This window comes from Streptomyces sp. NPDC028305 (genome assembly GCF_055569495.1).
The window spans coordinates 437639-460190 of record NZ_JBVHTN010000011.1 but is presented as its reverse complement, the minus strand read 5'-3'; the positions used below and the strand labels follow the sequence as shown (position 1 = coordinate 460190).

Below are 22552 nucleotides of genomic sequence, written 5' to 3'. Positions count from 1 at the left end.
TGTCTCATACTCACCACAAGCTCAGGCTGCGTCGATGATCCGGGTGAGCCGCGCCGCCGTGATCGTGCCGGGGGCGCGGCGCTCGCGGGCGCACTCGTTCGCGGTGCGCCGCAGCGCCTCGTTGACCGGGGTCGGCACCCCATGGAGCCGGCCCAGCAGCACGATCTCGCCGTTCAGATAGTCGGCCTCGATCGTCCCGGCGCCCCGGACCATGCTCTGCCACGACGAGCCGCCGCCCCGGGCCCTGCCCTCGATAGGCTGTATGTCCATCTTTCCGGTGCGCGCCGCGCTCTGTTCGGCCGCGCTGGTGTGGGCGATGCCCGCCGTGTCGAGGACGGCGACGCCCTCCGCCTTGGCGCGCTCGACCAGGGCCGCCGCGTCCGCGCCCGCGTCCGGCCCGCAGACGGCCTCCACGGCGTTGGCGATATTGCTGAGCAGCTTGGCGTACTTCCAGCGCATCACGTCCGGCACGACCGGCGCGAGGAAGTGGGACTTCTCCAGATCGGCCGAGATCTGCCGGGCCGTCTCGTCCGCGCCGGACGGATAGCGGCCCAGGTGCAGCATGCCGGTCTGCGGTGCGCAGGGCGCGATGACCACGCCCGGCTCCAGGTGGGTGGAGGGCAGCCAGACGCACATGCCGTACACCTGGCGGAAGCGCCGCAGCGCCAGCCGCTCGCTCTCCACCCCGTTCTGCGCGCAGACCAGCGGCAGCCGGTCGCCCGCCACTCCGCCGCCGGCCACCGGGCGGGGCGCCCAGGCGTCCAGCGCGGCCACGCTGTCCTGGGTCTTGACGGCGAGGACGAGCACGTCGTCGGGGCGCAGCTCGACGGCCTCGGGTCGGTCGGCCACCGGCACCGGGAGGCGGTGGGTGCCGTCGGGGGTCACCAGCCGCAGTCCGTCCCGCCGCAGCGCCTCGTGGTGCGCTCCGCGCGCGACCAGGACGACGTCGTGCCCGCTCTGGGAGAGCCGGCCGCCGATCGCGCCCCCGACGGCGCCCGCTCCGATGACGACATACCGCATCCCGGCTCCCCTTTCGCCCGTTCGGGTCGTCACGTTACCGCCGGGGATCCGGCGCACTGCTGTTAGGGCCTGCTGTAGTTCATGAACCAGCGGGCGGCGAAGTCGGCGGGCATGGAGTAGGGGTGCTCGGGGTCGGCGAGCATGCGGAAGACGAACTCCGTGGTCGTCATGGCGAACCGGTCCCCGGCCTCGGGGCCGACCTCCGTGACATAGACGGGCCACGCGTCGGGGTCCGGCCCTTCGGCGACCCAGTAGAACGACGTCTCGTGCTCGGTGCCCGCCCACGGCAGCAGCCCGCCCGGCTCGGGGAACGGCGGGTGCGGCTCCCAGGACGGGGTGCCGTGCGCCTTCGCCCAACCGGACGCGAACTCGGCAACCTTGACGATGTCGGCCGGCAGATAGATGTTCAGAAAGCCGTCGAAGGCGCCGTCGCCGAACGTCTCGACCAGTAGCTTGTAGTCACTCGGCAGCGCCGTCCCCAGCCGCTCCTCGGCCGCAGCGCAGTCGGCCGTGCGGATCCGGCCGCTGTGCATCCGGTCCAGCCGGATCGGGTCGATGCGCACCTGCTCCGCGTCCCAGCCGGTCACGGCGACGAGCCGGTCCAGCCAGGAGGCGTCGGCGGGCAGCGCGCCCGGCGACGGGGTGGTGCGCGGGGCCAGGACCACCACCAGCCGCGCCTCGCTGCCGACGCGGACCACGCCGCAGCCGATCCACCGGCCGCCGAAGGCCCAGACGCGCATCTCGGCGACGCGCTCGCCGTCCCCGAAGGGGGCGATGAGCGGCAGCCCGGTCCATTCGCTCGCCGTGGGGTCGGCGCGCCCTTCCGACACGAGGGCGCGCGGCTCCCCGTACCAGCCGCTGAGCGTCTCCACGAGCTCGCCCAGGCCCGCGGCGTCGGTGATCGTCAGACACATGTGCCCCGCGCCGTGCCCGGCCGCCGGGCAGTCCAGCTTCCCGGTGTCCGGCCACACCAGGCCGTGGAGCGACGGCAGCAGTTCTTTCTCGTTCACAAGGGACAGTGAAGCGCGTGCCACTGACATTCGGCCGCGGTCCCGGCCCCGGCTCTGGTGGGGGCCGGGACGGCGTGCCCGTCGGGTCAGCGCGCGGCGGCCCAGGAGTGGGCGACATCGACGATCAGGCGGCCGTCCGCCTGGAGGACCCGGAACGGCAGCCGGGCGCGCACGCCGAGCCCGACCTGGGTCTCACCCTCGAAACTGGCGCCGAAGCGGGTGTCCTTGAAGGTGCGGAATCCGGCGATGTCCACCCCGGGCAGCGGCTTCCCGGCCCGCCCCGGGTACGTCTCGCCGCCGTTCTCCAGGTCGTAGCTCGGCGCGGCCACATGGATCTCCAGGATCGCGCCGCCGCCGACGGCGATCGGGTCCCCGGAGCCATCCTGGTACATCGCGTCGACATAGCCGACGCGGTAGCCGGTCGGATCCGCCGTCGTGCCGCCCTTGACGTCGAACACCAGGCGGTCGAAGCACTCGTGCTGACCGGCCCGTATGTTCTTCAGCAGCCTGTGGCCGGCCGGCTGTACGGCCTTGTCGCCGCTGCCCCACGCGGTCGCGCAGGCGGCCGCCTGCGCCGAAGCCGCTTTCGACGGGGCCGCGGCACCGGCCGTCCCCGCCGTCGTCGCCAGCCCGGCGACCGCCAGCGTCAGCGCCGCGAGTGCGGTCCACCGTCGCATGTCTGCTCCCCAACGATCGATTGCCAGTACGTGACGTCCGACTGCCCCGGTTGGCGTGAGGTTGTCGGCATCGATGGTTTTCGGCCGGGCGGGAGGGGAGTTTGTCGCAAAAGCATGGGGCGGGGGAGTGGGCCCGGACCCGTCACCCGATGCGGTGATGGCCGACGGTGTGCCTGACGGGGCGCCGAGGGCGCTGCCGGGGTCACCGTATAGCGGCGGTTCCAAGGCTAGACTTTTCGCATAGGAAGGTTGACACCATGACCCTCACCATCCCGGAGCTTGGCATGAGCCGACTTCGCAAGGCCGCCGAAGCAGCTGAGGAAGTGACCGGCCTGCGCGCCGAGATCATTCGAGGAGTTCTCATGATGTCCCCGACCCCGCGCGGCAGGCACGCCGGGATCATCAACGAGCTTTACGACCAACTGCGCCCGGCCCTGCCGGACCATCTGAATACCTACCAGGTCGCCTCCGTGTCGCTGCCGGACGACAAGGACGACTACGCCACCCCCGACCTGCTCGTCTGCGACGCGGGTTTCGGCGAGTCCGACGAGTGGCTGGCCGACCCCGGCGATGTCGAGCTCGTCTGCGAGGTCGTCTCCAAGGGCAACAGCTCCAAGGACACGCGCGAGATGGTCGGCTGGTACGCGGATGCGGGCATTCCCGCCTATCTGCTGGTCGATCCACGGGACGGCACCTGGACCCTGTACACGGTCCCCCGCGAGGGCGCTTACCAGGGCGTCCTCCACGGGCTGTACGGGGAGGACGTCGAACTCCCGGCGCTGGGCGTGAAGATCTCCACTGGCGGCTTCACCCAGTACGCCTGACGGCGGCCCCGGCCGGGGCCGCCGTCTTGCCATTCCGGTGCGGGAGCGCTCAGAGGCGCTCGGGGGTGCGGATGCCGAGCAGCTCCATGCCCTGGTGGAGGGTGCGGGCGGTGAGGTCGCACAGGAAGAGGCGGTTCTCGACCTGGGCCGGGCCGCCCTCGGCCTTCAGGACCGGGCACTTGTCGTAGAAGGTCGTGTAGAGCGAGGCCAGCTGGTACAGATACGCGGCCAGCTTGTGCGGCTCATAGCCCGCCGCGACCTCCCGCAGCGTCTCCGCGAACTGGTCCAGGTGCAGGCCCAGCGCCCGCTCGGCCGGGGCCAGGGACAGCTCGGGGTGGGCGACCGGCTTCTGGCCCTCGTCGGCGCGGCGCAGGATCGACTGGATCCGGGCGTACGCGTACTGGAGATACACCGAGGTGTCGCCGTTGAGCGAGACCATCTGGTCCAGGTCGAACTTGTAGTCGCGCGCGGCCGACGTGGACAGGTCCGCGTACTTCACCGCGCCGATGCCGACCTGGGCGCCGCGCTCGGCGATCTCCTCCTCCGTCAGGCCCAGCTTCTCGCTCTTCTCGCGCACGACCGCCGCCGCCCGCTCGACGGCCTCGTCCAGCAGGTCCACCAGCCGCACCGTCTCGCCCTCACGGGTCTTGAACGGCTTGCCGTCCTTGCCCAGGACCGTGCCGAAGGCGAGCTGATAGGCGTGTGTCTCCTCGTTCAGCCAGCCGATCCGGCGGGCGGTCTCGAAGACCATCTTGAAGTGCAGCGACTGCCGGGCGTCCACCACGTACACCAGCGAGTCGGCCTCCAGATTCCGGACCCGGTCGCGGATCGCGGACAGGTCGGTGGCCGCGTAGCCGAAGCCGCCGTCGGACTTCTGCACGATCAGCGGCACCGGCTTGCCGTCCGGGCCCTTGACGTCGTCGAAGAAGACGCACAGCGCGCCCTCGGAGCGCACCGCGACGCCGGACTCCTCCAGCAGCCGGCAGGTCTCGGCCAGCATGTCGTTGTAGCCGGACTCGCCGACGACGTCGGGGTCGTGGATCTGCATGTCCAGCTTGTCGAAGACCGAGTAGAAGTAGATCTTCGACTCGTCGACGAACCTGCGCCACAGGGCGAGCGTCTCCTCGTCCCCGGCCTGGAGGTCCACCACCCGGCGCCGGGACCGCTCCTTGAACTCCTCGTCGGAGTCGAAGACCGCCCGAGCCGCCTTGTAGAGGCGGTTCAGGTTGGACATGGCCTCCTCGCCGGAGGCGGCCAGGCCGTCGCCGGCCTTGTGGTCCAGCTCGTGCGGGTGCTCGATCAGGTACTGGATGAGCATGCCGAACTGGGTGCCCCAGTCGCCGATGTGGTGGCGCCGGACCACCTTCTCGCCCGCGAACTCCAGGATCCGCACGACCGCGTCGCCGATCACCGCCGAGCGCAGATGGCCGACGTGCATCTCCTTCGCCACGTTCGGCTGGGCGTAGTCGACGACCGTCGTGCCGGGGTTCTCCGCGTACGGCACGCCGAGGCGCGCGTCGGCGGCGCGGGCGGCGAGGGTGTTGACGATCGCCCCGTCCGACACCGTGATGTTGAGGAAGCCGGGGCCGGAGACCTCGATGTCCGCGATCAGCTCGCCGGCCGGCAGGCCCTCCACCACCTTCGCGGCCAGCTCGCGCGGGTTGCCCTTGAGCTTCTTCGCGAGCGCCAGCATCCCGTTGGCCTGGAAGTCGGCCCGGTCGCTTCGTCGCAGCAGCGGGTCGGCGACGCCGGCCTCCGGCAGGGCAGCCGAGAGGGCGTCCGCGAGACGCTGGTGGACCGTAGCGGCGAGGGATGGGACCGAGGCCATGAGTGGAATGCCATTCCGGTAGATGGTTGGCTCCACCCCAGTATTTCACGGCGTGTCCAACGGTTTGTCCGGCGCTTCGGCCCCCTGTGGAAAACCTTTGGGGGCCTCGTTCCGTCTGGGACAATGGTCGAGCCATGACCGCAAGGAAGGAAGTGCCGACCGTGGCTCAGAGCACCGAGACCGACTGGGTCTCCCGATTCGCCGACGAGGTCATTGCCGAGGCGGAGCGTCGCGCCCCCGGCAAACCAATCGTCTGCGCCTCGGGCCTCAGCCCGTCCGGCCCGATCCACCTCGGCAATCTGCGCGAGGTCATGACCCCGCACCTGGTGGCCGACGAGATCAGGCGGCGCGGCTATGAGTGTGTGCACATCGTGTCCTGGGACGACTACGACCGGTATCGCAAGGTCCCGGCCGGGATCGACCCGTCCTGGAGCGAGCACATCGGCAAGCCGCTGACCTCCGTCCCCGCCCCGCCCGGATCCGCGTATGCGAACTGGGCCGAGCACTTCAAGGCGCCGATGATCGAGGCGCTCAAGGAGCTGGGGATCGAGTTCCACGGCATCAGCCAGACGGAGAAGTACACCTCGGGCGCGTACCGCGAGCAGATCCTGCACGCGATGCGCCACCGCGAGCAGATCGATGCCGTGCTCGACCGCTACCGCACCAAGGACAAGGCCGGGGCGAAGAAGGCCCCCGCCAAGCAGCAGAAGCCGGTCGACGAGGCCGAGCTGGAGGCCGCCGAGGGCTCCGGCGCGGCCAGCGAGGACGACGGCAGCGCGGGCGGCGCGGGGTACTTCCCGTACAAGCCGTACTGCTCGGTGTGCGAGCGCGACCTGACCACCGTCACCTCGTACGACGACGAGACGACCGAGATGGCGTACAGCTGCGTCTGCGGGCACGGCGAGACCGTCCTGCTGCGCGAGCACGACCGGGGCAAGCTGGTCTGGAAGGTCGACTGGCCCATGCGCTGGGCGTATGAGGGCGTGGTCTTCGAGCCGTCGGGCGTCGACCACTCCTCGCCCGGCTCCTCGTATGTCGTCGGCGGGCAGATCGTGCGCGAGGTCTTCGGCGGCGAGCAGCCCATCGGCCCGATGTACGCGTTCGTGGGCATCAGCGGCATGGCCAAGATGTCCTCCTCCAAGGGCGGTGTGCCCACCCCGGCCGACGCGCTGGAGATCATGGAGGCGCCGCTGCTGCGCTGGCTGTACGCGCGCCGCCGGCCGAACCAGTCCTTCAAGATCGCCTTCGACCAGGAGATCCAGCGGACCTACGACGAGTGGGACGCCCTGGAGCGCAAGATCACCGAGGGCACGGCCCAGCCGGCGGACGTGGCCGCGTACAGCCGCGCCACCCGCACCGCCTCCGGCGAGCTGCCGAGCACCCCGCGCCCGCTGCCGTACCGCACGCTCGCGTCGGTGGTCGACATCACCACCGGCCATGACGAGCAGACGCTGCGCATCCTCAGCGAGCTCGACCCGGACAACCCGGTGAAGTCCCTGGACGAGACCCGGCCGCGGCTCGACAAGGCCGAGCGCTGGATCACCACCCAGGTCCCGGCCGAGCAGCGCACCCGGGTGCGTGAGGAGCCGGACACCGAGCTGCTCGCGTCGCTCGGCGAGACCGAGCGCGAGTCGCTGCGGCTGCTGCTGGACGGGCTCGACACCCACTGGTCGCTGGACGGGCTGACGACGCTGGTCTACGGAGTGCCGAAGCTCCAGGCCGGGCTCGCGGCGGATGCCAAGCCGACGCCTGAGCTGAAGGTCGCCCAGCGCACGTTCTTCGCGCTGCTCTACCAGCTGCTGGTCGGCCGCGACACGGGCCCCCGGCTGCCGACGCTGCTGCTGGCGGTGGGCGCCGACCGGGTGCGCAAGCTGCTCGCGGCCTGACGCGGCCCGACGCTCTCGGGCAGCGGGCGGGCCGGACTCCTCGTGAGTCCGGCCCGCCCGCTTTTCTGTCTCCGGTTTTCTGCCCCCGGCGGCGCGTGCGGCCCGGACAGCACGCCTAGGTGGCGGGCATCTCCAGCCGGTAACGCTCCTTGCACTCCTCCAACTGCTGGCGCACATCGCCGTCACCGAGGTCGGTGATGCCGTACTTCTCGCGCAGCAGCCGTGCGAACTGGAACGGGGAGGGGAACTTGCCGTTGTTCGTGACGTGCTGGTGGAAGGCCCCGTAGTACGCCTCGTCGCGCGGCATGTCGTCCGGCAGGTTCCCGAGCGGGGCGGCCGTCTCGTACGGCTCGGGCTCGCCGAAGGGCTCGTGGTCCCGCTGCGACGGCACGTAGGGGACCTGGCTGCTGGTGCCCTGTCCGCCGAGCGGCCGGACCCGGCCCCCCGCGCCGACCGGGGCGGTCAGCTGCGACCCGGTGTCCTGCGCCTCGTCGGCCTCCGCCACGGGCTGCTGAACCTGCTGCTGCGGGGCCTGGAGCTGCTGAACCTGCGGCTGCTGGATCTGCGGCTGTGGGATCTGGGATTGCTGGGCCTCGGCGCCCTGCGGCTGCGGCTGCGGCTGCGGCTGTCCGGCGGCCGGGTGCCCCGCGGCCTGCTCGAAGCCGGTCGCCGCCCGCCCGTCGTGCTCATGCGTGGCGGGCTGCTGGTACCCCTGCTGCTGGTACACCGGCAGCGGGAACGAGAGCGGAAGCTCACGCTCCTGGACCCCGGCCCGGTTCACCCCCGGCGCCCCGACGGCTCCCGGCACCTCCGCGCCCCCGGGAATCCCCAGGGCCCCGCCGGCCCCGGCGGCCCGGCCCCCGTAGGGCAGCGCGGCGGGCTGCGGCGTCGGCGTCAGCTCGGCCGGGTCCAGGCCCGCCGCGGCGAGCCCCGCCGGGGCGGTCTCGGCCAGCGGCACCCCGTAGCGCGCCAGGCGCAGCGGCATCAGCGACTCGACCGGGGCCTTGCGGCGCCAGGCGCGGCCGTAGCGGGCCCGTAGCCGGGCGCGGTAGACGAGCCGGTCCTGTTCGAGCCTGATGACCTGGTCGTAGGAGCGCAGCTCCCACAGCTTCATCCGGCGCCACAGTCGGAACGTCGGCACCGGCGCCAGCAGCCAGCGGGCCACGCGGACCGACTCCATGTGGCGGTCGGCGGTGATGTCGGCGATGCGGCCGATCGCGTGCCGGGCGGCCTCGACGGAGACGACGAACAGGATCGGGATGACGGCGTGCATGCCGACGCCGAGCGGGTCGGGCCAGGCGGCCGCGCCGTTGAAGGCGATGGTGGCGGCGGTCAGCAGCCAGGCCGTCTGGCGCAGCAGGGGGAAGGGGATCCGCAGCCAGGTCAGCAGCAGATCGAGCGCGAGCAGGACGACGATTCCCGCGTCGATCCCGATGGGCAGGACGTTGGCGAAGGCGCCGAAGCCCTTGTCGCGGGCGAGGTCGCGCACGGCGGAGTAGGAGCCCGCGAAGCCGATCGCGGCGATCACCACCGCCCCGGTGACGACCACCCCGATCAGTATTCGGTGCGTACGTGTCAGCTGCATCGCGGCCACCCGCGACCCCTCCCCCGTCCTACAACATTCGGCGCGCCCAGCGTCGCATACACGTCAAGGGCGGTGGACGGGGGGACGGGGAAGTGGCGGCGGGGGAAGGGTGTTGCCGGCTATGCGGCGCCGCCGCTGGAAGCGCCCGTTCCGGAGCTCTTCCCGGCGTCCTTCCCGATCGAGGCGACGACCTCCTTGGCGGCGGTCTGGGCGTCCTTGAGCAGCGCCTTGGGGTCGGGCGTCTTCTCGTCCTCGTAGCCCGCGCCGTCGTACTCGAGGGTCACGACCACATTCGCCGTGCGGACCACGACGGTCTGGTTCCGGAACTCGTCGCCGTCCTTCTTCGTCTCCGTGCTGACGGTGATGGCCGCGTCACCGAGGCCTGACACCTGCCCGGACTTGGCGTTCTTGGCGCCGTCCGCCGTGGCGGCCTTCTGGGCCTGGTCGGTGGCGTAGGTCTCGGCGCGCTTGTCGCCGGAGCCCAGCGACACCTCGGATCTGAAGAGCTTGAGGGACACGGTCAGCTGCCGGTACTTGAAGCCGTTGAGCCCGGCCCAAAGGCAGCTGGCCGACTGGTTGGCATCGGCGGAGGGGAGCTCCTTGCCCTTCTTGCTCTCGGCCTTGGGCACCAGCTGGTCGATGGTCTTCGCCGACAGGGTCGGGCAGACCTCGGGGAGCGTCTCGTACTTTGCGGCCGCGACGGTCGGCGTCGGGCTGGGCGTGGCCGACTTCGACGCGCCGTCCGAGTTCTTTCCGTCGTTTCCGTCCTTGTCGGAGCCGGAGGAGCAGCCTGCGACGAGCACCACCGGTACGGCTGCGCTGGCGAATATACGGGCGAGTCGAGGGGCTGTTCGGTGCATGGGTCCTTCGCTCGTTCTCGGTCGATGGGCGGCCGTCCCGCCCGCGTCATTAGTCGGCACGGTACGCGGCCGATGCGCGGGCGGCCCAATTCGGACGTCTTGCGCGGCGCCCCGTCGACCGGTCTATTCGTTGAGCCGCCCGGTCAGCTCCTGGGCCAGATCTTCCGCGTTGACCTGCAATTCTTCGCTGCTGGGAATGTGCGTCTTGTCGGTCGACCACTGGTCGTACTCAATGGTGGCAATCACATTCGAGGACCTGAAGACGACGGTGACATCGCGGTGGATGCCGGAGTCGGTGGTGATGAGCTGGTCGTCGAGGAACGCGTCGTCGCCGAGGTCGTCCAGGCGGCGCGGCGCGGCGGTCTCCTCGCTGTCGGCGTCGCCGGAGGGGCCGGTCCCGGACGTGTCGGTGCCGGAGGTGCCGCTCTTCGGCTCCTCGGTCGAGGAGCCGTCGTCCTTCGAGCCGCCGTCCCGGGGGACGTCGTTCCCGGAGATCCCGGAGGTTCCGGAGGTTCCGGAGGCCGAGGAGGACTCCTTCGACGCGCTCTTGCTCGGCGAGCCGGAACCGGAACCGGAGCCCGAGCCGGAGGGGGTGCCGGGGGAGGCCGAGGCGCCGGGGAGGTGCACGGCGGCGGCCTTCTTCTCGTACCGGTCCTTCGCCTGGTCGTCGTCGCTGACCGTCGGGTCGTACGAGACGACGCGCTCGAAGTCGATGGTGAGATAGCGGGTGCCGCTCCCCGTCTCCAGCTTCCAGCGGCAGCCGACCCGCCGGTCGGTGTCGTAGGTGACGGTGGCCTGGCCGTCGTACACCTCGGCGTCCTCGTCGGCGCCGGGCAGCAGGGTGCGCAGCGTCTTGGAGTCGACCGAGCCGCACGCCTCGGGGAGGGTGCGGTACTTGCCGGGCGCGGCGGCCACCGGCGCCCCGGAGTCGCCGGACTTGCCGTCGTCGAGGCCCGCGTTCGAGGCGGAGCTGGTGCAACCGCTGAGGCCGATGGTGGCGAGGAGGGCGGTGAGCACGGCGGCGGTCCGTGCGGCACCCGGCACATACGCCCTTCGCTGCTGCGCTGGCTGCACCAACCTTGTCCCTCCGCGTCTCTTCTCGCGTCTCTTCGAGCGAAAACTGCTTGCCGCCCGTGGGTGGGGGCTGAAGACAATGTCTATCGCACGCGCCGCCGCGTCTGCCGGTCGCCCGCCGATCTTGGGGGCCTTGGCCCGGCTTTTGCGTTTTCAGTCTTCTGTGGGGGAATGAGTAAAACATGTCGTATGTCGAGCTGCCCGGGGCGCAGGTTCCGATCCGTATGTGGACCGATCCTGCGACGGTCGAGGGCGTGGCCATGCAGCAGCTGCGGAATGTGGCGACGCTGCCGTGGATCAAGGGCCTGGCCGTGATGCCGGATGTGCACTACGGGAAGGGCGCCACCGTCGGGTCGGTGATCGCGATGCAGGGCGCCGTGTGCCCGGCGGCGGTCGGCGTCGACATCGGCTGCGGGATGTCGGCCGTGCGGACCTCGCTGACGGCCGAGGACCTCCCTGGGGACCTCTCGCGGCTGCGGTCGCGGATCGAGCAGGCGATTCCGGTCGGGCGCGGGATGCACGAGGACCCGGTCGACCCGGGGCAGCTGTACGGCTTCTCGGCGCCGGGGTGGGACGACTTCTGGGGGCGGTTCGGCGAGGTCGCCGAGGCGGTCAGGTTCCGTCAGGAGCGGGCCGTGAAGCAGATGGGTTCGCTCGGTTCCGGTAACCACTTCATCGAGTTCTGCCTCGACGAGGCGGGCTCGGTCTGGCTGATGCTGCACTCCGGCTCCCGGAACATCGGCAAGGAACTGGCCGAGTACCACATCGGCGAGGCCCGGAAGCTGTCGCACAACCAGGGCCTGGTCGACCGCGACTTGGCGGTCTTCATCGCGGACACCCCGCAGATGGCGGCGTATCGGCACGATCTGTTCTGGGCGCAGGAGTACGCGAAGTACAACCGCGCGGTCATGATGGCGATCTTCCAGGACGTCGTCCGCAAGGAGTTCAAGAAGGCCAGGCCGGTCTTCGAGCCCGTCATCTCGTGCCACCACAACTATGTGGCGGAGGAGCGCTACGAGGGCATGGACCTGCTGGTGACCCGCAAGGGCGCGATCCGGGCGGGCAGCGGCGAGTACGGGATCATCCCCGGCTCGATGGGCACCGGTTCGTACATCGTGAAGGGGCTGGGTAACGCGGCGTCGTTCAACTCCGCCTCGCATGGCGCGGGCCGGAAGATGAGCCGCAACGCCGCGAAGAAGCGTTTCTCTACGCGGGACCTGGAGGAGCAGACGCGGGGTGTGGAGTGCCGCAAGGACTCCGGCGTCGTGGACGAGATCCCCAGCGCGTACAAGCCCATCGAGAAGGTCATCGACCAGCAGCGGGACCTCGTCGAGGTGGTGGCGAAGCTCAAGCAGCTGGTGTGCGTGAAGGGCTGAGGCGCAGGACTGCCCGTGATCGATGGCCCCGACCGGTCAAGGTCGGGGCCATCGCGTTGCCCGCGCCCTGGCAATTCGAAAGAAATCGTGTCCAATTCACCATCAGTGGCACGTGATTGATCGCCGGCACGCAGCGGAGAATAGCCGTCTGCTTTCTGTTCGTGAATTTCTTGAGGTTCTTCTGAGGTTACCGGAGCGGAGCTACTTCACGGCACAAAGAGCTTGATCGCAGGCGGTTTTCACGGCCGCCTGAGGCCGCTAGCATCTCCGCAATCCAATTCCCTGATTCGCAGAAGAGAACAGGTGAGATTCATTTCCCGTGCCGCTTCCGCGGTCGGTGCCGCTGCTCTGATTGTGGGCGGCTTTTCCGCCGCCCCCGCCTCCGCCGCAGACGGCAAGACCTGCGTCAGCAACCAGCACCCGACCCTCGACGTGTGGACCGGCAGGGGGTGCTTCATCGGCAACGGCGACGACATCGAGGCCACCGACCTCTACGCGGACGGCCAGCGCACCGTGGTCGACTGGTACACCGACTACGGCCGCGAGGGCGAGTGCGACAACGCGCTCGGCACGGGCTGGACGGTCACCTGCGACTACGACATGACGGAGACCGGCCGGATCAAGTTCCGCGTCTGTGCCCGCAGCGGCGGAATCAACCGTGACTGCACCGGCTGGACCGGCTGGATCAGCATCCGCACCGGCGAAGCCGCCTGACCCGCGCACCGTCATCGACGACGGCCCGCCCCGGTGTTGTACCGGGGCGGGCCGTCGTCGTGCGCGTGAGAGGGCGGGTCAGCGCTCCCGGTGCACCTTGTGCTGGGCCGCCTGGGCGCGCGGGCGGATGACCATCAGGTCGATGTTGACGTGCGAGGGGCGGGTGACCGCCCACTCGACGGTGTCGGCGACGTCGTCGGCGGTGAGCGGCTCGGCCACGCCCTCGTAGACCGCGGCGGCCTTGTCCTCGTCGCCGCGGTAGCGGTTCACCGCGAACTCGTCGGTCCGGACCATGCCCGGGGCGATCTCGATCACCCGCACCGGGTCGCCGGACAGCTCGAGACGGAGGGTGGCGGCGATGGCGTGGGTGCCGTGCTTGGCCGCCACGTAACCGCCGCCGCCCTCGTAGGCGATGTGGCCCGCGGTGGAGGACAGAACGACGACGGTGCCGTCGCCGGAGGCGATCAGCGCGGGCAGCAGGGCCTGTGTGACGTTGAGCACGCCCACCACGTTGACCTCGTACATCGCCCGCCAGTCGGCCGGGTCGGCGGTCGCGACGGTCTCGGTGCCGACGGCCCCGCCCGCGTTGTTGACCAGTACGTCACAGCGGTCCAGGCCGGCGGCGAAGGCGTCCACGGCGGTGCGGTCGGTCACATCCAGCACCTGCGCCACGGCCTCGTGCCCGGCCTCCGTCAACTCGGCGGCGAGCGTCTCGACGCGCTCCTTGCGGCGGGCGGCGAGGACGACGCGGAATCCGGCGGCGGCGAGGCGGCGGGCGGTCGCGGCCCCGATCCCGCTGCTCGCGCCGGTGACGACTGCGGTACGGGTGGTCATCGACCCTCCTGAGGCGACGTAATGGGCATGATCAGCGCACATCCTGCGTGCTTGTGATCCATACGCAGGATATGACGTACAGATTTGACGCCAATCGGGGGACTGAAGATCGAAACCCGCTACGGCGGGAGGGGCCCGGGGAAGGGTGCACTGCGTCCGGCGCGCTGCCGGTCCGGAGCCTCCCTGTGCCAAGGAGTGAAAACAGCCCATGACCCAGCACATCAGATTCACCCAGCGGCCCCGCCGCGCCCTTCGCCGCTGGGGTGTCGCATCAGCCGGAGCTATCGCGGCCGCGGCACTCGTCACCGGTGCGCCGACGGCCGCTTGGGCGGCCGGCAGTGCCACCCCCGGTCCCCATTCCGGGGCGAACAGCAGCTGCCAGCAGGGCAACGAGGAGCAGGACGAGAACAAGCGCGAGCACGAGAACAAGCGCGAGCACGAGAACAAGCGCGAGCACGAGAAGAAGCGCGACCACGAGAATAAGCGCGACCACGAGAACAAGAACGAGGACGAGGACGAGAACAACAACAACGAGAACGAGAACAACGAGCAGAACAACAAGCGCGAGCACGAGAAGAAGCGCGAGCACGGCAACGGCGGTCAGTACGGCGGCGCTCAGCAGCGCAGCCTCGCGCAGCCCTCCGCCGACCGCGCGATGGACGAGGAGCAGGCCGCCGAGTCCGAGAGCGACGACCAGGGCAGCCAGGACAACGCCCTCCGCGCGGTCCCCGGCGTCGGCAAGGCATACGCCGCCCTCGCCCAGTACTCGAACCTCGGGCAGCAGTACGACTCCTCGGAGTCCGAGGCCGCCGAGCAGCCCCGCAAGGAAGCTCAGCCCCAGAACGAGGCCCGCCACGGGGGCGAGGAGCGGCAGGAGGACCAGCGCCGCCACGAGGACGAGGGCAAGCAAGAGGACGAGAACAAGCAGGACGACGAGGGCAAGCAAGAGGACGAGGGCAAGCAAGAGGACGAGGGCAAGCGCAGCGAAGGCCGCGTGACGCTCAACGAGGCCGTCGAGATCGCCGAGTGCGAGGTCGGTGGCCGGGCCATCAGCGCCGAGCTGGAAGACGAGTGCGAGGAGGAGGACGAGGCCGGCAAGGAGCAGAAGCACGGGGAGGACCACAAGCGCGAGGAGTCCAAGCACAAGGGCCCGCAGCAGCGGACCGACGACCACAAGGACCGCGAGAACAAGGACCGGGACCACAAGGACCAGGACCACAAGGACCACGGGAACAAGGACCGGGACCACAAGGACCGCGAGAACAAGGACCACGGGAAGAAGGACCAGGACGACAAGGACCAGGACCACAAGGAGTCCAAGAAGGTCTGGGACGTCGACGTCAAGCGCGGCCACGAGGTCTTCGAGGTCCTGATCGACCCGGACACCGGCTGCGTCCTCAGCGTGACCCGCGAGAACGACGAGGTCACCGCCTAAGCGGCGAATACCTGATCGCAGCCACGCCGGCCAGGCAGACCAGCCCGGGCGAATGACCCGGCGACGCCCCTCCCCTGTGCTCGCGCACCCCTGCCGGTAAAGGAGCGTGCGCTGAGCACGGGGGAGCGGTACGGGGCTCGGCACAGCCGTCCGTACCCCTCCCCGGAGCCGCGCTCTAGAGCCGCTTCGCGCTGCGGAACAGCTTGGCGTAGAAGCCGTTGCCGTCGATGCGCGAGGCACCGCCCTTGTCGCCCATGGTCGGGCCGTTGACCTCCTTGCGGCTGGAGATGAACACCCGGTGGCCGTCGGTGTCCACGCCGAGGTACAGGGCGACGTGGTCCATGTGGTTGCCGGTGCGGTGGTCCATCTTGAAGAAGAGCAGGTCGCCGGGTTGCAGCACGTCGATGTTGGTCGGGCGCGTGTACCACGGCGAGGGGCCCTGGAGCTTGATGATGTCGGTGCCCACGTTCGAGCGGGCCATGCCGTCGGCGGTGCGCGGCAGTCCGTCCCCGAGGGTGTTGGTGGCCCTCAGCGGGTAGCGGGCGCGGTAGCCCCACACCATGCGCATGAAGCCGGAGCAGTCCAGCGCCCGGTAGCGCTCCTTGCGCGGCTGCATGATGGAGCCGTTCCGGAAGGTGTACGGGATGCCCAGGTAGTCGAAGAAGTCGTTCTGCTCCAGGCGGTCGACGCCGTCCGCCTTGAACGGCCCGAAGACGGCGTCACCCGCGTACGGGATGCCCTCGTCGTCCTTCTTGACCGGCGCGCCCTGGATGTACTGGAAGGCGATCGCGAAGACGTCGTCCTCTTCGCTGTTGAAGAACTCCTGGAACCAGTCCTTGAACCACTTCTCCTTCTCCGCCCCCTTGCGCCAGGGCTCGGGCATCAGCCGCACCCAGTCCTCGGTCACCACGCGGGAGGTGGTGTTGGCGGGCTCGGCGAAGGTGCGGCTGGGGCCCTTGAGGGTGGCGGTGCGGGCGCCGTCGGTGAAGGTGGCGAGCACCTGGCCCTTCGAGCCGCGCAGCACGGTGCGCTCCGGGTTCTTCAGCCGCTCCCAGGTCCGCTCCCCGGTGTCCTGGGCGCTGTTCTCCAGTTGCGGGTCGTCGGTGACCTTCTGCACCGCCGGGGCCTTGGCGCTCTCCTCCTTGCGCAGCTCCACGGTCAGGAACGCGCTGGTGCCGAGCAGCGCGATCACGGTCGCGGCGTGTATGACGAGGCGTTTCTTCGAGTTCTTCTTGGCAGACATGGTCGGCTCCGGTGGTGGGGTCAGGAGGACGGCATGACGCCGAGGAGGATCCCGGCGGTGAGGACGACGTACGCCATGAGCGTCACCGAGCCGGTGGCCAGCAGCGTGGGGCCCTTGGGCTGGCGCACCAGCTGGTAGGCGATCAGGCCGGGCACGATGAATCCGAGCGTCTGGTTGCTGTACATCAGCGGGAACTCGATGGTCAGCGCGATCATCACCGTGGCCTGGAGCAGCACGCCGGTGAGCACGACGGCCGCGAACAGCCGCTTGCCGTAGAGGATCACAAAGCGCTGGAGCAGCAGGACGCACACGTAGGTGAGCACCGTGACGCCGACGACCATGGCGGCGCGCTGGAGGTCCTCGACGAGGGTGAGCGCGAGCCAGCCCGGGGTGATCATGCCGCCGGGCGAGAGGTTGGTCGTCAGATAGCAGACGAGCGAGAACAAGAGCCCGAGCGCGATACCGAGCGCGGCGATCTCGGGGGTGAGGACGGAGGGGATCAACGCGGCTCTCCTGGGCTCTGCCACTGCTGGTCTGCTGCGGGGGGCTGGTCTGCGACGAGGGGCGGATCTGCGACGAGGGGTGTGGGCGGTACCCGGGGCTCGAAGAAGCCGCGGGAGCCGGCCGAGCCGTCCTGCACGGGCTCCGGGGCGTACTGCCGCTGCCCGTACCGCGTCTCGTACGCCTCGGGGTAGCGCTGGTAGGGGTCGATACGGGGCGCGTACAGCTGCACCGTGTCGCCGTGTTCGGGCATGGCGGGGAGCAGTGTGCCGTCGGCGTCGGCCGGGGTGTGGCCGGCCGGGACCCCGCCGACGTGGGCCGGGGTGTCCACGGCCGCCGGTCCTGCGGGCGCCGGGTCGGCGGCGGCGTCGGAGGCGTCGGAGGCGTCCGGGTCGTCGTCCGGGGGGAGCTCGGCAAGGTGCTCCAGGAGCAGCTCGCCCTGGCCGTGGATGTTGCCGATGGCGACCAGCGAGGAGTCGGGGCCGAGCATCCCGAGCATCTGCTGCATGAACTCCTCCGGGTCGCGCCGGTCGCCGCCGAGATCGACGGCGCGCGAGCGGTACGCGGCCGGGATGGCGTCGATGGCGGACTTGGCCGGGTGGCCGATCACGAAGACGTGCTCGGGGTCGAGGCCGGGGATGATCTCGCCCATCTGGCCGTTGCGTTCGACGCGGTCGGGGCGGCAGTTGATCACCACGTTGAGCGGGCGGTGGATCGCGCCGAGGTCGAGCAGCTGGTTGATGTTCATCAGCGTCGACTCGGGGTCGTTGGCCGCGAAGACGTTGGCGAAGCGCAGCCGCTTGCCCTCGGGGGTGCGGTAGCGCTCGACCGACAGCACGCCGGGGTCCGGCGGCGCGTCGTACATGCCCTTCAGGGCCGTCTCGCGCTCCACGCCGAGGAGTTCGGCGACGGCGAGCGCGATCGCCACGTTCTCCTTGAACGTGAACCAGCTGAAGCCGCGCAGCTCCTCGTCGCTGACCGTCTCCGGGTCGGCGTAGATCAGGCGGCAGTCGCGGGCGTCGGCCTCCTCCTGGAGGATGTGCAGGCGCTCCTTCTCGGCGGTGACGCAGATGCCGCCCTCCGGCATGGAGCGGCACAGCGAGCGCGCCACGTCGTCCAGGGTCGGGCCCATCTCGGCGAGGTGGTCCTCGCGGACGTTGCACAGCACGCCGATCGTGGAGCGGATCAGCTTGGACTGGTTGATCTCCTGGAGGGCCGGCATGACGGCCATGCACTCGATGACCAGCGCGTCCGGGCGGTACGCGGCGGCGCGCCGCACGATGCCGATCTGCTCGACGACGTTGGCGATGCCGAACTTGCGGTAGACCGGCTCCTCGGTGGCGTCGGGGTGGATGAACCGGGCCGCCGTACCGGTGGTCTTGGCGACGGTGACCAGGTCGCCGCCGCGCAGCGCACCCGCGCACAACCGGGTGATGGACGACTTGCCGCGGATGCCGTTGACCAGCACCCGGGTGGGGATGTTGTCCAGGTTGGCGAAGTGCCGCCGCTGCTCCACGACCCCGGCGACCAGCAGGATCGCGCAGCACACCATGAGCACGGTGTAGAGGAAGAGCACGGTGTTCAGTTCCTTCCGGCGAGGGGGCGAGCGCCGTCGCGTCCGCGCTGCTGCTCTTGCAGCTGCTGCCGGATGAGCTCCAGGCTGCGGACGACGGCGCCGACCTCGTCGTGGTGGCGCGGGAAGAGGACGGTACGCCGGTCGCCGTCCGCGAGCGTCTCGGCCTGGTCGGCGAGGGCGCGCAGCGGGCGGACGACCACGATGTGCAGCCAGCCCAGGCAGGCCGCGGCCGCGGTGAGGCCGAGCAGTCCGACCAGCACGGTGCGGTTCTGGAGGGTGTACGCGGGGATTTCGAGCCGGGACGCGGGCTGCCAGCTGACGACGGTCCAGTCGAGGACCTTCGCCGCGCCGCCGCCCGTCATCGGGGCCGCGGCCGCGATCCGCACGTCGTCGCCGCGCTGGACCTCGGCGTGCGCCCGCTTGGCGTCGAACAGCCCGGTCAGGTGTCCGGGCATCTTCTGGAAGGCCAGATAGCCGGTGTTCCCGGCGATGACCCGGCCCTTGGCGTCGACCACCCGGACCTGGCCGAGGCCGTCGCGGCGCAGCAGCGCGTTGACGAAGTTGATGTCGAACTCGCCCACGACGGCGGCGCCCGCCTGCCCCTGGAGCGGGGCCGTGGCGCGGATGACGGGCTTCTTGCCGCCGTGCCCGGACACCTTGAGGGCCTGGGCGGCGGGGCGTTCGCCGGACGAGTGGTGCGGGGTGGACCCGGCCCGGGCGAGCACCTCGCCGTCGGCGCTCAGGACGTAGACGGACTCGTAGCGGGGGTGCTCCTCGATGGTGCGCTCCAGCACGGTGGTCATGTCGGCGGGCGTGGTGCGGCCGCCGATCAGGGTGGCGACGGCGGACAGGTCCGCGTCGCCCTCGTTGAGCCCCCGGCGCACCCGGTCGCTGATGGTCTCGGTGCGCGCCTTCTGGTCGCGGACCACCTGGGCCGGGATGCGTACGGTCGAGTCGGGGCGGTTGAGCAGCAGGGTCAGCGGGATCGACCAGGTCAGCAGCAGGACGGCGGAGACGGCGACCAGGGCGCGGGTGCCCAGGCGCCGGCCGCCGCGGGCACCGGACGGCGTGCCCTCGGGGGACTCCCCGTGCAGCTGCTGCCGCAGCCGCTCCAGGGCGCGGCCGATCCGGGCGGCCTCGCCGAACCGGGGCACGGTCACCGGGCGGGCCAGGTCGCCGCGGGTGAGCCGGCGGCTCTCCAGGAACAGCCGGATCAGGGGGCGCTGTACGGTGCCGAGCAGCAGCGCGATGGCGAGTCCGCCGATGAGCAGCAGCGCGCCCGCGGCGGCCAGCCCGAACGCCGGCCGGGCCAGCTGGGAGGCGCGCTCGGTGATGCCGACCTGGGTGACGATGCTCAGCCCCAGGCCGCTGGCCACCGTGGACTCGCCCGGCTCGGCGGCGGCGAGCGAGGCGTAGCCGCCGACGGTCCGCCGGTCGCCCGCGGAGTCGCCGGTGAAGCTGCCGCTGACGCCCGCGTAGCCGCCGGAGCCCGGCTCCTTGGAGCTGAGGGGGTTCTGCCGGGCCTTCTTGGCGGCGGTGGTGGCGAACTTCTTCAGCTGGGCCTGGGCCCGCTCGCTGTCGAGGGCGCCGTCGCTGCTGAGGATCGTGCCGGTCGAGTCGACGACGCCGATGCCGCGGCCCGTGCCCAGGCTCACCCCGGGCACCTTCAGATTGCTGGAGGCGATCAGCAACTGCTGGGGCTGGCCCTTCCAGGAGAGCAGGGCGAGGGCGATCAGCCGGGTCTGGCCGTTCTTCAGCCGGACCAGGCGGGGCGCCAGGCCGTCCTCGTCGGAGAGCTTGGTGCGGTCGATCACCGTGAGCGGCACGGTCTCGCCCCGGGCGGCGAGCAGCTTGCCCGACTTGATCTCGATGATCGCGGTGCCGCTCCACTTCTGGTAGACGCTGCCCGTCTTGTCGAGCACGGCGTCCGCGGAGACCGGGTTGCCCTCGTTGAAGAGGATCGCGGTGCGTTCGAGGTCGGTGACCGACTCGTCGAGGGAGGCGCGCAGTGAGACGGCCCCGTCTTCGGCGAAGCGCTGCTGGGAGGTCAGCACCGCCTTGGGGACGAGGACGTTCTCGGTCTTGCCGAAGGTGAGGGCGGTGATTCCCGCCAGGGAGAGGAGCAGAGCCGAAAGTACGGCTATAGGAGGACGAATGCCGCCTATCAGTGACATGTCTGCCCGTCGGCGGATCTTTCGCCGCCGCTTCGGCGCCGAAGCGGCCACGGGGGCTCCTCTCTGGAAATACCTGGATGTTCGCGCCATATGGGGGGGCGCGCCGATGCGCGGCCCCGCGGGCGCGCGGCCGCGCGCAAATACGCGACCCGTGGGGTTTGGATCAACCAGAGAGGTTAAAGGTTGCGTGAGGCGTTGAAAATGTGAGTCAGATCGCTCAATCCCGAGCGGCGCCGGTCGGGAGCGGAACTGGTTGCCCCGCTATCGTCCGTTTCATCATGAGAGCCGACTCCAGCATGAGAGCCGACCGCCCGCCCCGGAAGCCCCCGTTCGCCGCTTCCCGGAGGACCACCCTCGCCCTCGCCGCCCTGGCGCTCACCGCCACGGCCGCCCTGCTGACATGGGCCCTCGCCCTGCGCGGGGGCGGCGGCGACCATGGAACCACCCCCGACGGCGCGCCGGCCGGCACCGACCTGGAGCGCCGGGTCGACGACTACACCGCCCGGTTCGGCGCGGACACCGGCTATCTGCCGCCCACGCGCTCCGACCGCCGGGGCGTCGCCCGCGCCGTCGGGCTCCTCCTGGACGGCCACCGCGCCGAGGCCGCGGAGCGGCTGGACGCCCTGGACTTCGACCTCCGTACGATCACCGACAGCGCCACCGGCCGGCGCTACGCCGAGATCTCCGACCGCACCGACGCCGGCCCCTCGCCCCGCGGCTGGGGCCGCGTGTACCTCGACCTCTCGGCCCCCGTGCGCTGGTCCGTCCAGGTGCCCCACCCGATCGCGGACGCCCGCACCGAACAGCTGGGCGTCGGCGTGCTGCGCGGCACCCCGGGCGGCGTCCTCGTGCTCGCGGGCGCCCACCGCGCCGCCGGCACCGGCGACGCCGCCGACGTCGCCCACCGGCGCGACACCGTCTTCGCCGCAGTCTGCGCCGAACTCGCCGGACGCGGACTGCCCGGCATCCAGATCCACGGCTTCGCGGACGACACGGCCCCCGACTACGACGTGATCGCGTCGACCGGCCGCGCCACCCACCACAGCCGCACCGACGCCCGCGCCCTCGCGAGCGCCCTCCGCGCCCGCGACTTCACGGTCTGCCGCGCCTGGGTCCGCTCCTGCCCCCTGGAGGGCCGCACCAACGAACAGGGCCGCAACGCCGCGGAGGAGGACAGCCCCTTCCTCCACGTCGAGTTCGCCAACGCGGTCCGCACCGACCGCCGGGAGGCCGCCCGCGCCGTCGCGGCGGTGAACGTGGTGACCGCCCGCTGGTCGAAGCGGGCCCCCGAGCCGGGCGCGACCGACTGACCGGCCGCGCCCCGCACGGCTTCGAAGCCCTGGGCCGAAAACATTGCTTGACTCAGGCAAGCATCTGTATGGTGGTGCCATGTCCACACCGCCATCCTCAGCGGCACCCGTCTCGGCGGACCTGGTCGAGATCGAGCGCGCCCTGACGCGTATCGCCTACCTGGCCGGCCGAGCCCGGCAGCACGAGCGCCTGATGGCCCTGGCCGGACTGTCCCTGGACCGGGCCGCCGTGGCGATCCTGCGGCACATCGCCGAGAGCGAGCCGTTGCGCCCGGGGGTGCTGGCGGTCCGGCTGTCCGTGGAGGCATCCCATGTCACCCGGCAACTCGGGCAGTTGGAGAAGGCCGGCTATGTGATCCGCGTCCCGGACCCGGACGACCGCCGCGCCCAGCGCGTCCAGCTCACCGACGCCGGCCTGGCCGCGGTCGAGCGCATCCGGGAAGCCGGCCGCCGCGGCATGGCGATGGCCCTGGCGGACTGGTCGGCCGAGGACCTGGGACAGCTCGCCGGGCTCTTCCACCGCCTGGCCGACGACTTCGTCGCGCACGCCGAGGCGGATGTCGACGTCTCGCCACCGGCCTCATCCTGACGGGGCCGGTACCGGCTGGGGCGACCGCTCCGGCGA

19 protein-coding genes are annotated in these 22552 nt (G+C 70.9%); 7 read left to right on the top strand and 12 right to left on the bottom strand.

Annotation, left to right across the window (positions count from 1 at the left end; translation table 11 throughout):
- Positions 1-21: 21 nt before the first annotated feature.
- The 3 genes from ACZ4WQ_RS41980 to ACZ4WQ_RS41970 form a co-directional block, all read right to left on the bottom strand.
- The gene (locus ACZ4WQ_RS41980) at positions 22-1020 is read right to left on the bottom strand and encodes a ketopantoate reductase family protein (protein WP_398377063.1); all 999 of its coding nucleotides are present in this window, start codon (positions 1018-1020) and stop codon (positions 22-24) included.
- A gap of 62 nt (positions 1021-1082) precedes the next feature.
- Positions 1083-2030 carry an SMI1/KNR4 family protein gene (locus ACZ4WQ_RS41975; protein ID WP_311726522.1) on the bottom strand — a complete coding sequence of 316 codons (948 nt, stop codon included), beginning with the start codon at positions 2028-2030 and terminating at the stop codon, positions 1083-1085.
- An 86-nt stretch (positions 2031-2116) separates the two neighbouring features.
- Positions 2117-2707: an AMIN-like domain-containing (lipo)protein gene (locus ACZ4WQ_RS41970; RefSeq protein ID WP_398377065.1), complete on the bottom strand. Its 591-nt coding sequence runs from the start codon at positions 2705-2707 to the stop codon at positions 2117-2119.
- Positions 2708-2964: 257 nt separating this feature from the next.
- Here ACZ4WQ_RS41970 and ACZ4WQ_RS41965 point away from each other — a divergent pair, with 257 nt between their 5' ends.
- The gene (locus tag ACZ4WQ_RS41965; protein WP_398377066.1) at positions 2965-3531 is read left to right on the top strand and encodes a Uma2 family endonuclease; all 567 of its coding nucleotides are present in this window, start codon (positions 2965-2967) and stop codon (positions 3529-3531) included.
- 49 nt (positions 3532-3580) lie between these two features.
- On the opposite strand, the gene argS is transcribed toward ACZ4WQ_RS41965, so the two are convergent.
- A complete protein-coding gene (gene argS / locus ACZ4WQ_RS41960; protein ID WP_398377068.1) occupies positions 3581-5359 on the bottom strand; it encodes an arginine--tRNA ligase in 1779 nt (592 codons plus the stop codon).
- A 134-nt stretch (positions 5360-5493) separates the two neighbouring features.
- On the opposite strand from argS, the gene lysS reads away from it, so the two are divergent.
- Positions 5494-7245, top strand: a complete 1752-nt coding sequence (lysS, locus tag ACZ4WQ_RS41955) for a lysine--tRNA ligase (protein ID WP_311726526.1) — start codon at positions 5494-5496, stop codon at positions 7243-7245.
- Positions 7246-7360: 115 nt separating this feature from the next.
- On the opposite strand, the gene ACZ4WQ_RS41950 is transcribed toward lysS, so the two are convergent.
- The 3 genes from ACZ4WQ_RS41950 to ACZ4WQ_RS41940 all read right to left on the bottom strand — a co-directional run bounded on the left by ACZ4WQ_RS41950 (position 7361) and on the right by ACZ4WQ_RS41940 (position 10764).
- Positions 7361-8839 (bottom strand): DUF2637 domain-containing protein, encoded by a 1479-nt coding sequence (locus ACZ4WQ_RS41950; RefSeq protein ID WP_468022811.1) that lies wholly within the window; start codon positions 8837-8839, stop codon positions 7361-7363.
- A gap of 110 nt (positions 8840-8949) precedes the next feature.
- Positions 8950-9690: a hypothetical protein gene (locus tag ACZ4WQ_RS41945; protein ID WP_311726528.1), complete on the bottom strand. Its 741-nt coding sequence runs from the start codon at positions 9688-9690 to the stop codon at positions 8950-8952.
- Between the two features lie 123 nt (positions 9691-9813).
- Positions 9814-10764 carry a DUF3558 domain-containing protein gene (locus tag ACZ4WQ_RS41940; RefSeq protein WP_398377155.1) on the bottom strand — a complete coding sequence of 317 codons (951 nt, stop codon included), beginning with the start codon at positions 10762-10764 and terminating at the stop codon, positions 9814-9816.
- 182 nt (positions 10765-10946) lie between these two features.
- Between ACZ4WQ_RS41940 and ACZ4WQ_RS41935 the strand changes: the two genes are divergently transcribed.
- Together ACZ4WQ_RS41935 and ACZ4WQ_RS41930 are read left to right on the top strand one after the other, a co-directional pair.
- Entirely contained in the window at positions 10947-12140 is a 1194-nt protein-coding gene (locus ACZ4WQ_RS41935) for an RtcB family protein (RefSeq protein ID WP_385344952.1), read from the top strand.
- 303 nt (positions 12141-12443) lie between these two features.
- Complete coding sequence (locus tag ACZ4WQ_RS41930) at positions 12444-12854, top strand: hypothetical protein (RefSeq protein ID WP_398377070.1); 411 nt, start codon at positions 12444-12446, stop codon at positions 12852-12854.
- Between the two features lie 78 nt (positions 12855-12932).
- On the opposite strand, the gene ACZ4WQ_RS41925 is transcribed toward ACZ4WQ_RS41930, so the two are convergent.
- Positions 12933-13688: an SDR family NAD(P)-dependent oxidoreductase gene (locus ACZ4WQ_RS41925; protein ID WP_385344948.1), complete on the bottom strand. Its 756-nt coding sequence runs from the start codon at positions 13686-13688 to the stop codon at positions 12933-12935.
- A gap of 208 nt (positions 13689-13896) precedes the next feature.
- Here ACZ4WQ_RS41925 and ACZ4WQ_RS41920 point away from each other — a divergent pair, with 208 nt between their 5' ends.
- On the top strand, positions 13897-15123 hold the full coding sequence (locus ACZ4WQ_RS41920; RefSeq protein ID WP_468022810.1) for a hypothetical protein: 1227 nt from the start codon (positions 13897-13899) through the stop codon (positions 15121-15123).
- Positions 15124-15298: 175 nt separating this feature from the next.
- Here the strand turns inward: ACZ4WQ_RS41920 and ACZ4WQ_RS41915 are convergent, their stop codons facing one another.
- Genes ACZ4WQ_RS41915 through ACZ4WQ_RS41900 form a run of 4 tightly spaced genes read right to left on the bottom strand, consistent with a single transcriptional unit; the run spans position 15299 to position 20617 of the window.
- Positions 15299-16366, bottom strand: a complete 1068-nt coding sequence (locus tag ACZ4WQ_RS41915; protein WP_311726533.1) for a C40 family peptidase — start codon at positions 16364-16366, stop codon at positions 15299-15301.
- 20 nt (positions 16367-16386) lie between these two features.
- Positions 16387-16869 carry a poly-gamma-glutamate biosynthesis protein PgsC/CapC gene (locus ACZ4WQ_RS41910; RefSeq protein ID WP_311726534.1) on the bottom strand — a complete coding sequence of 161 codons (483 nt, stop codon included), beginning with the start codon at positions 16867-16869 and terminating at the stop codon, positions 16387-16389.
- The gene (gene pgsB / locus ACZ4WQ_RS41905) at positions 16866-18443 is read right to left on the bottom strand and encodes a poly-gamma-glutamate synthase PgsB (protein ID WP_398377073.1); all 1578 of its coding nucleotides are present in this window, start codon (positions 18441-18443) and stop codon (positions 16866-16868) included. The genes ACZ4WQ_RS41910 and pgsB overlap by 4 nt, the downstream gene beginning before the upstream one ends.
- 5 nt (positions 18444-18448) lie before the next feature.
- Entirely contained in the window at positions 18449-20617 is a 2169-nt protein-coding gene (locus tag ACZ4WQ_RS41900) for a HAMP domain-containing protein (RefSeq protein ID WP_398377074.1), read from the bottom strand.
- 278 nt (positions 20618-20895) lie between these two features.
- Between ACZ4WQ_RS41900 and ACZ4WQ_RS41895 the strand changes: the two genes are divergently transcribed.
- The gene (locus ACZ4WQ_RS41895; protein ID WP_398377076.1) at positions 20896-21927 is read left to right on the top strand and encodes a hypothetical protein; all 1032 of its coding nucleotides are present in this window, start codon (positions 20896-20898) and stop codon (positions 21925-21927) included.
- 79 nt (positions 21928-22006) lie between these two features.
- A complete protein-coding gene (locus ACZ4WQ_RS41890; RefSeq protein WP_398377077.1) occupies positions 22007-22516 on the top strand; it encodes a MarR family winged helix-turn-helix transcriptional regulator in 510 nt (169 codons plus the stop codon).
- The last annotated feature ends 36 nt before the right edge of the window (positions 22517-22552 follow it).

Excerpts from the sequence above, each read along its gene's own strand:
- ACZ4WQ_RS41980 (WP_398377063.1), bottom strand. The coding sequence starts at position 1,020 with ATGCGGTATGTCGTCATCGGAGCGGGCGCCGTCGGGGGCGCGATCGGC.
- ACZ4WQ_RS41970 (WP_398377065.1), bottom strand. The coding sequence starts at position 2,707 with ATGCGACGGTGGACCGCACTCGCGGCGCTGACGCTGGCGGTCGCCGGG.
- ACZ4WQ_RS41965 (WP_398377066.1), top strand. The coding sequence starts at position 2,965 with ATGACCCTCACCATCCCGGAGCTTGGCATGAGCCGACTTCGCAAGGCC.
- argS (WP_398377068.1), bottom strand. The coding sequence starts at position 5,359 with ATGGCCTCGGTCCCATCCCTCGCCGCTACGGTCCACCAGCGTCTCGCG.
- lysS (WP_311726526.1), top strand. The coding sequence starts at position 5,494 with ATGACCGCAAGGAAGGAAGTGCCGACCGTGGCTCAGAGCACCGAGACC.
- ACZ4WQ_RS41945 (WP_311726528.1), bottom strand. The coding sequence starts at position 9,690 with ATGCACCGAACAGCCCCTCGACTCGCCCGTATATTCGCCAGCGCAGCC.
- ACZ4WQ_RS41935 (WP_385344952.1), top strand. The coding sequence starts at position 10,947 with ATGTCGTATGTCGAGCTGCCCGGGGCGCAGGTTCCGATCCGTATGTGG.
- ACZ4WQ_RS41925 (WP_385344948.1), bottom strand. The coding sequence starts at position 13,688 with ATGACCACCCGTACCGCAGTCGTCACCGGCGCGAGCAGCGGGATCGGG.
- ACZ4WQ_RS41920 (WP_468022810.1), top strand. The coding sequence starts at position 13,897 with ATGACCCAGCACATCAGATTCACCCAGCGGCCCCGCCGCGCCCTTCGC.
- ACZ4WQ_RS41915 (WP_311726533.1), bottom strand. The coding sequence starts at position 16,366 with ATGTCTGCCAAGAAGAACTCGAAGAAACGCCTCGTCATACACGCCGCG.
- ACZ4WQ_RS41900 (WP_398377074.1), bottom strand. The coding sequence starts at position 20,617 with ATGTCACTGATAGGCGGCATTCGTCCTCCTATAGCCGTACTTTCGGCT.
- ACZ4WQ_RS41895 (WP_398377076.1), top strand. The coding sequence starts at position 20,896 with ATGAGAGCCGACTCCAGCATGAGAGCCGACCGCCCGCCCCGGAAGCCC.
- ACZ4WQ_RS41890 (WP_398377077.1), top strand. The coding sequence starts at position 22,007 with ATGTCCACACCGCCATCCTCAGCGGCACCCGTCTCGGCGGACCTGGTC.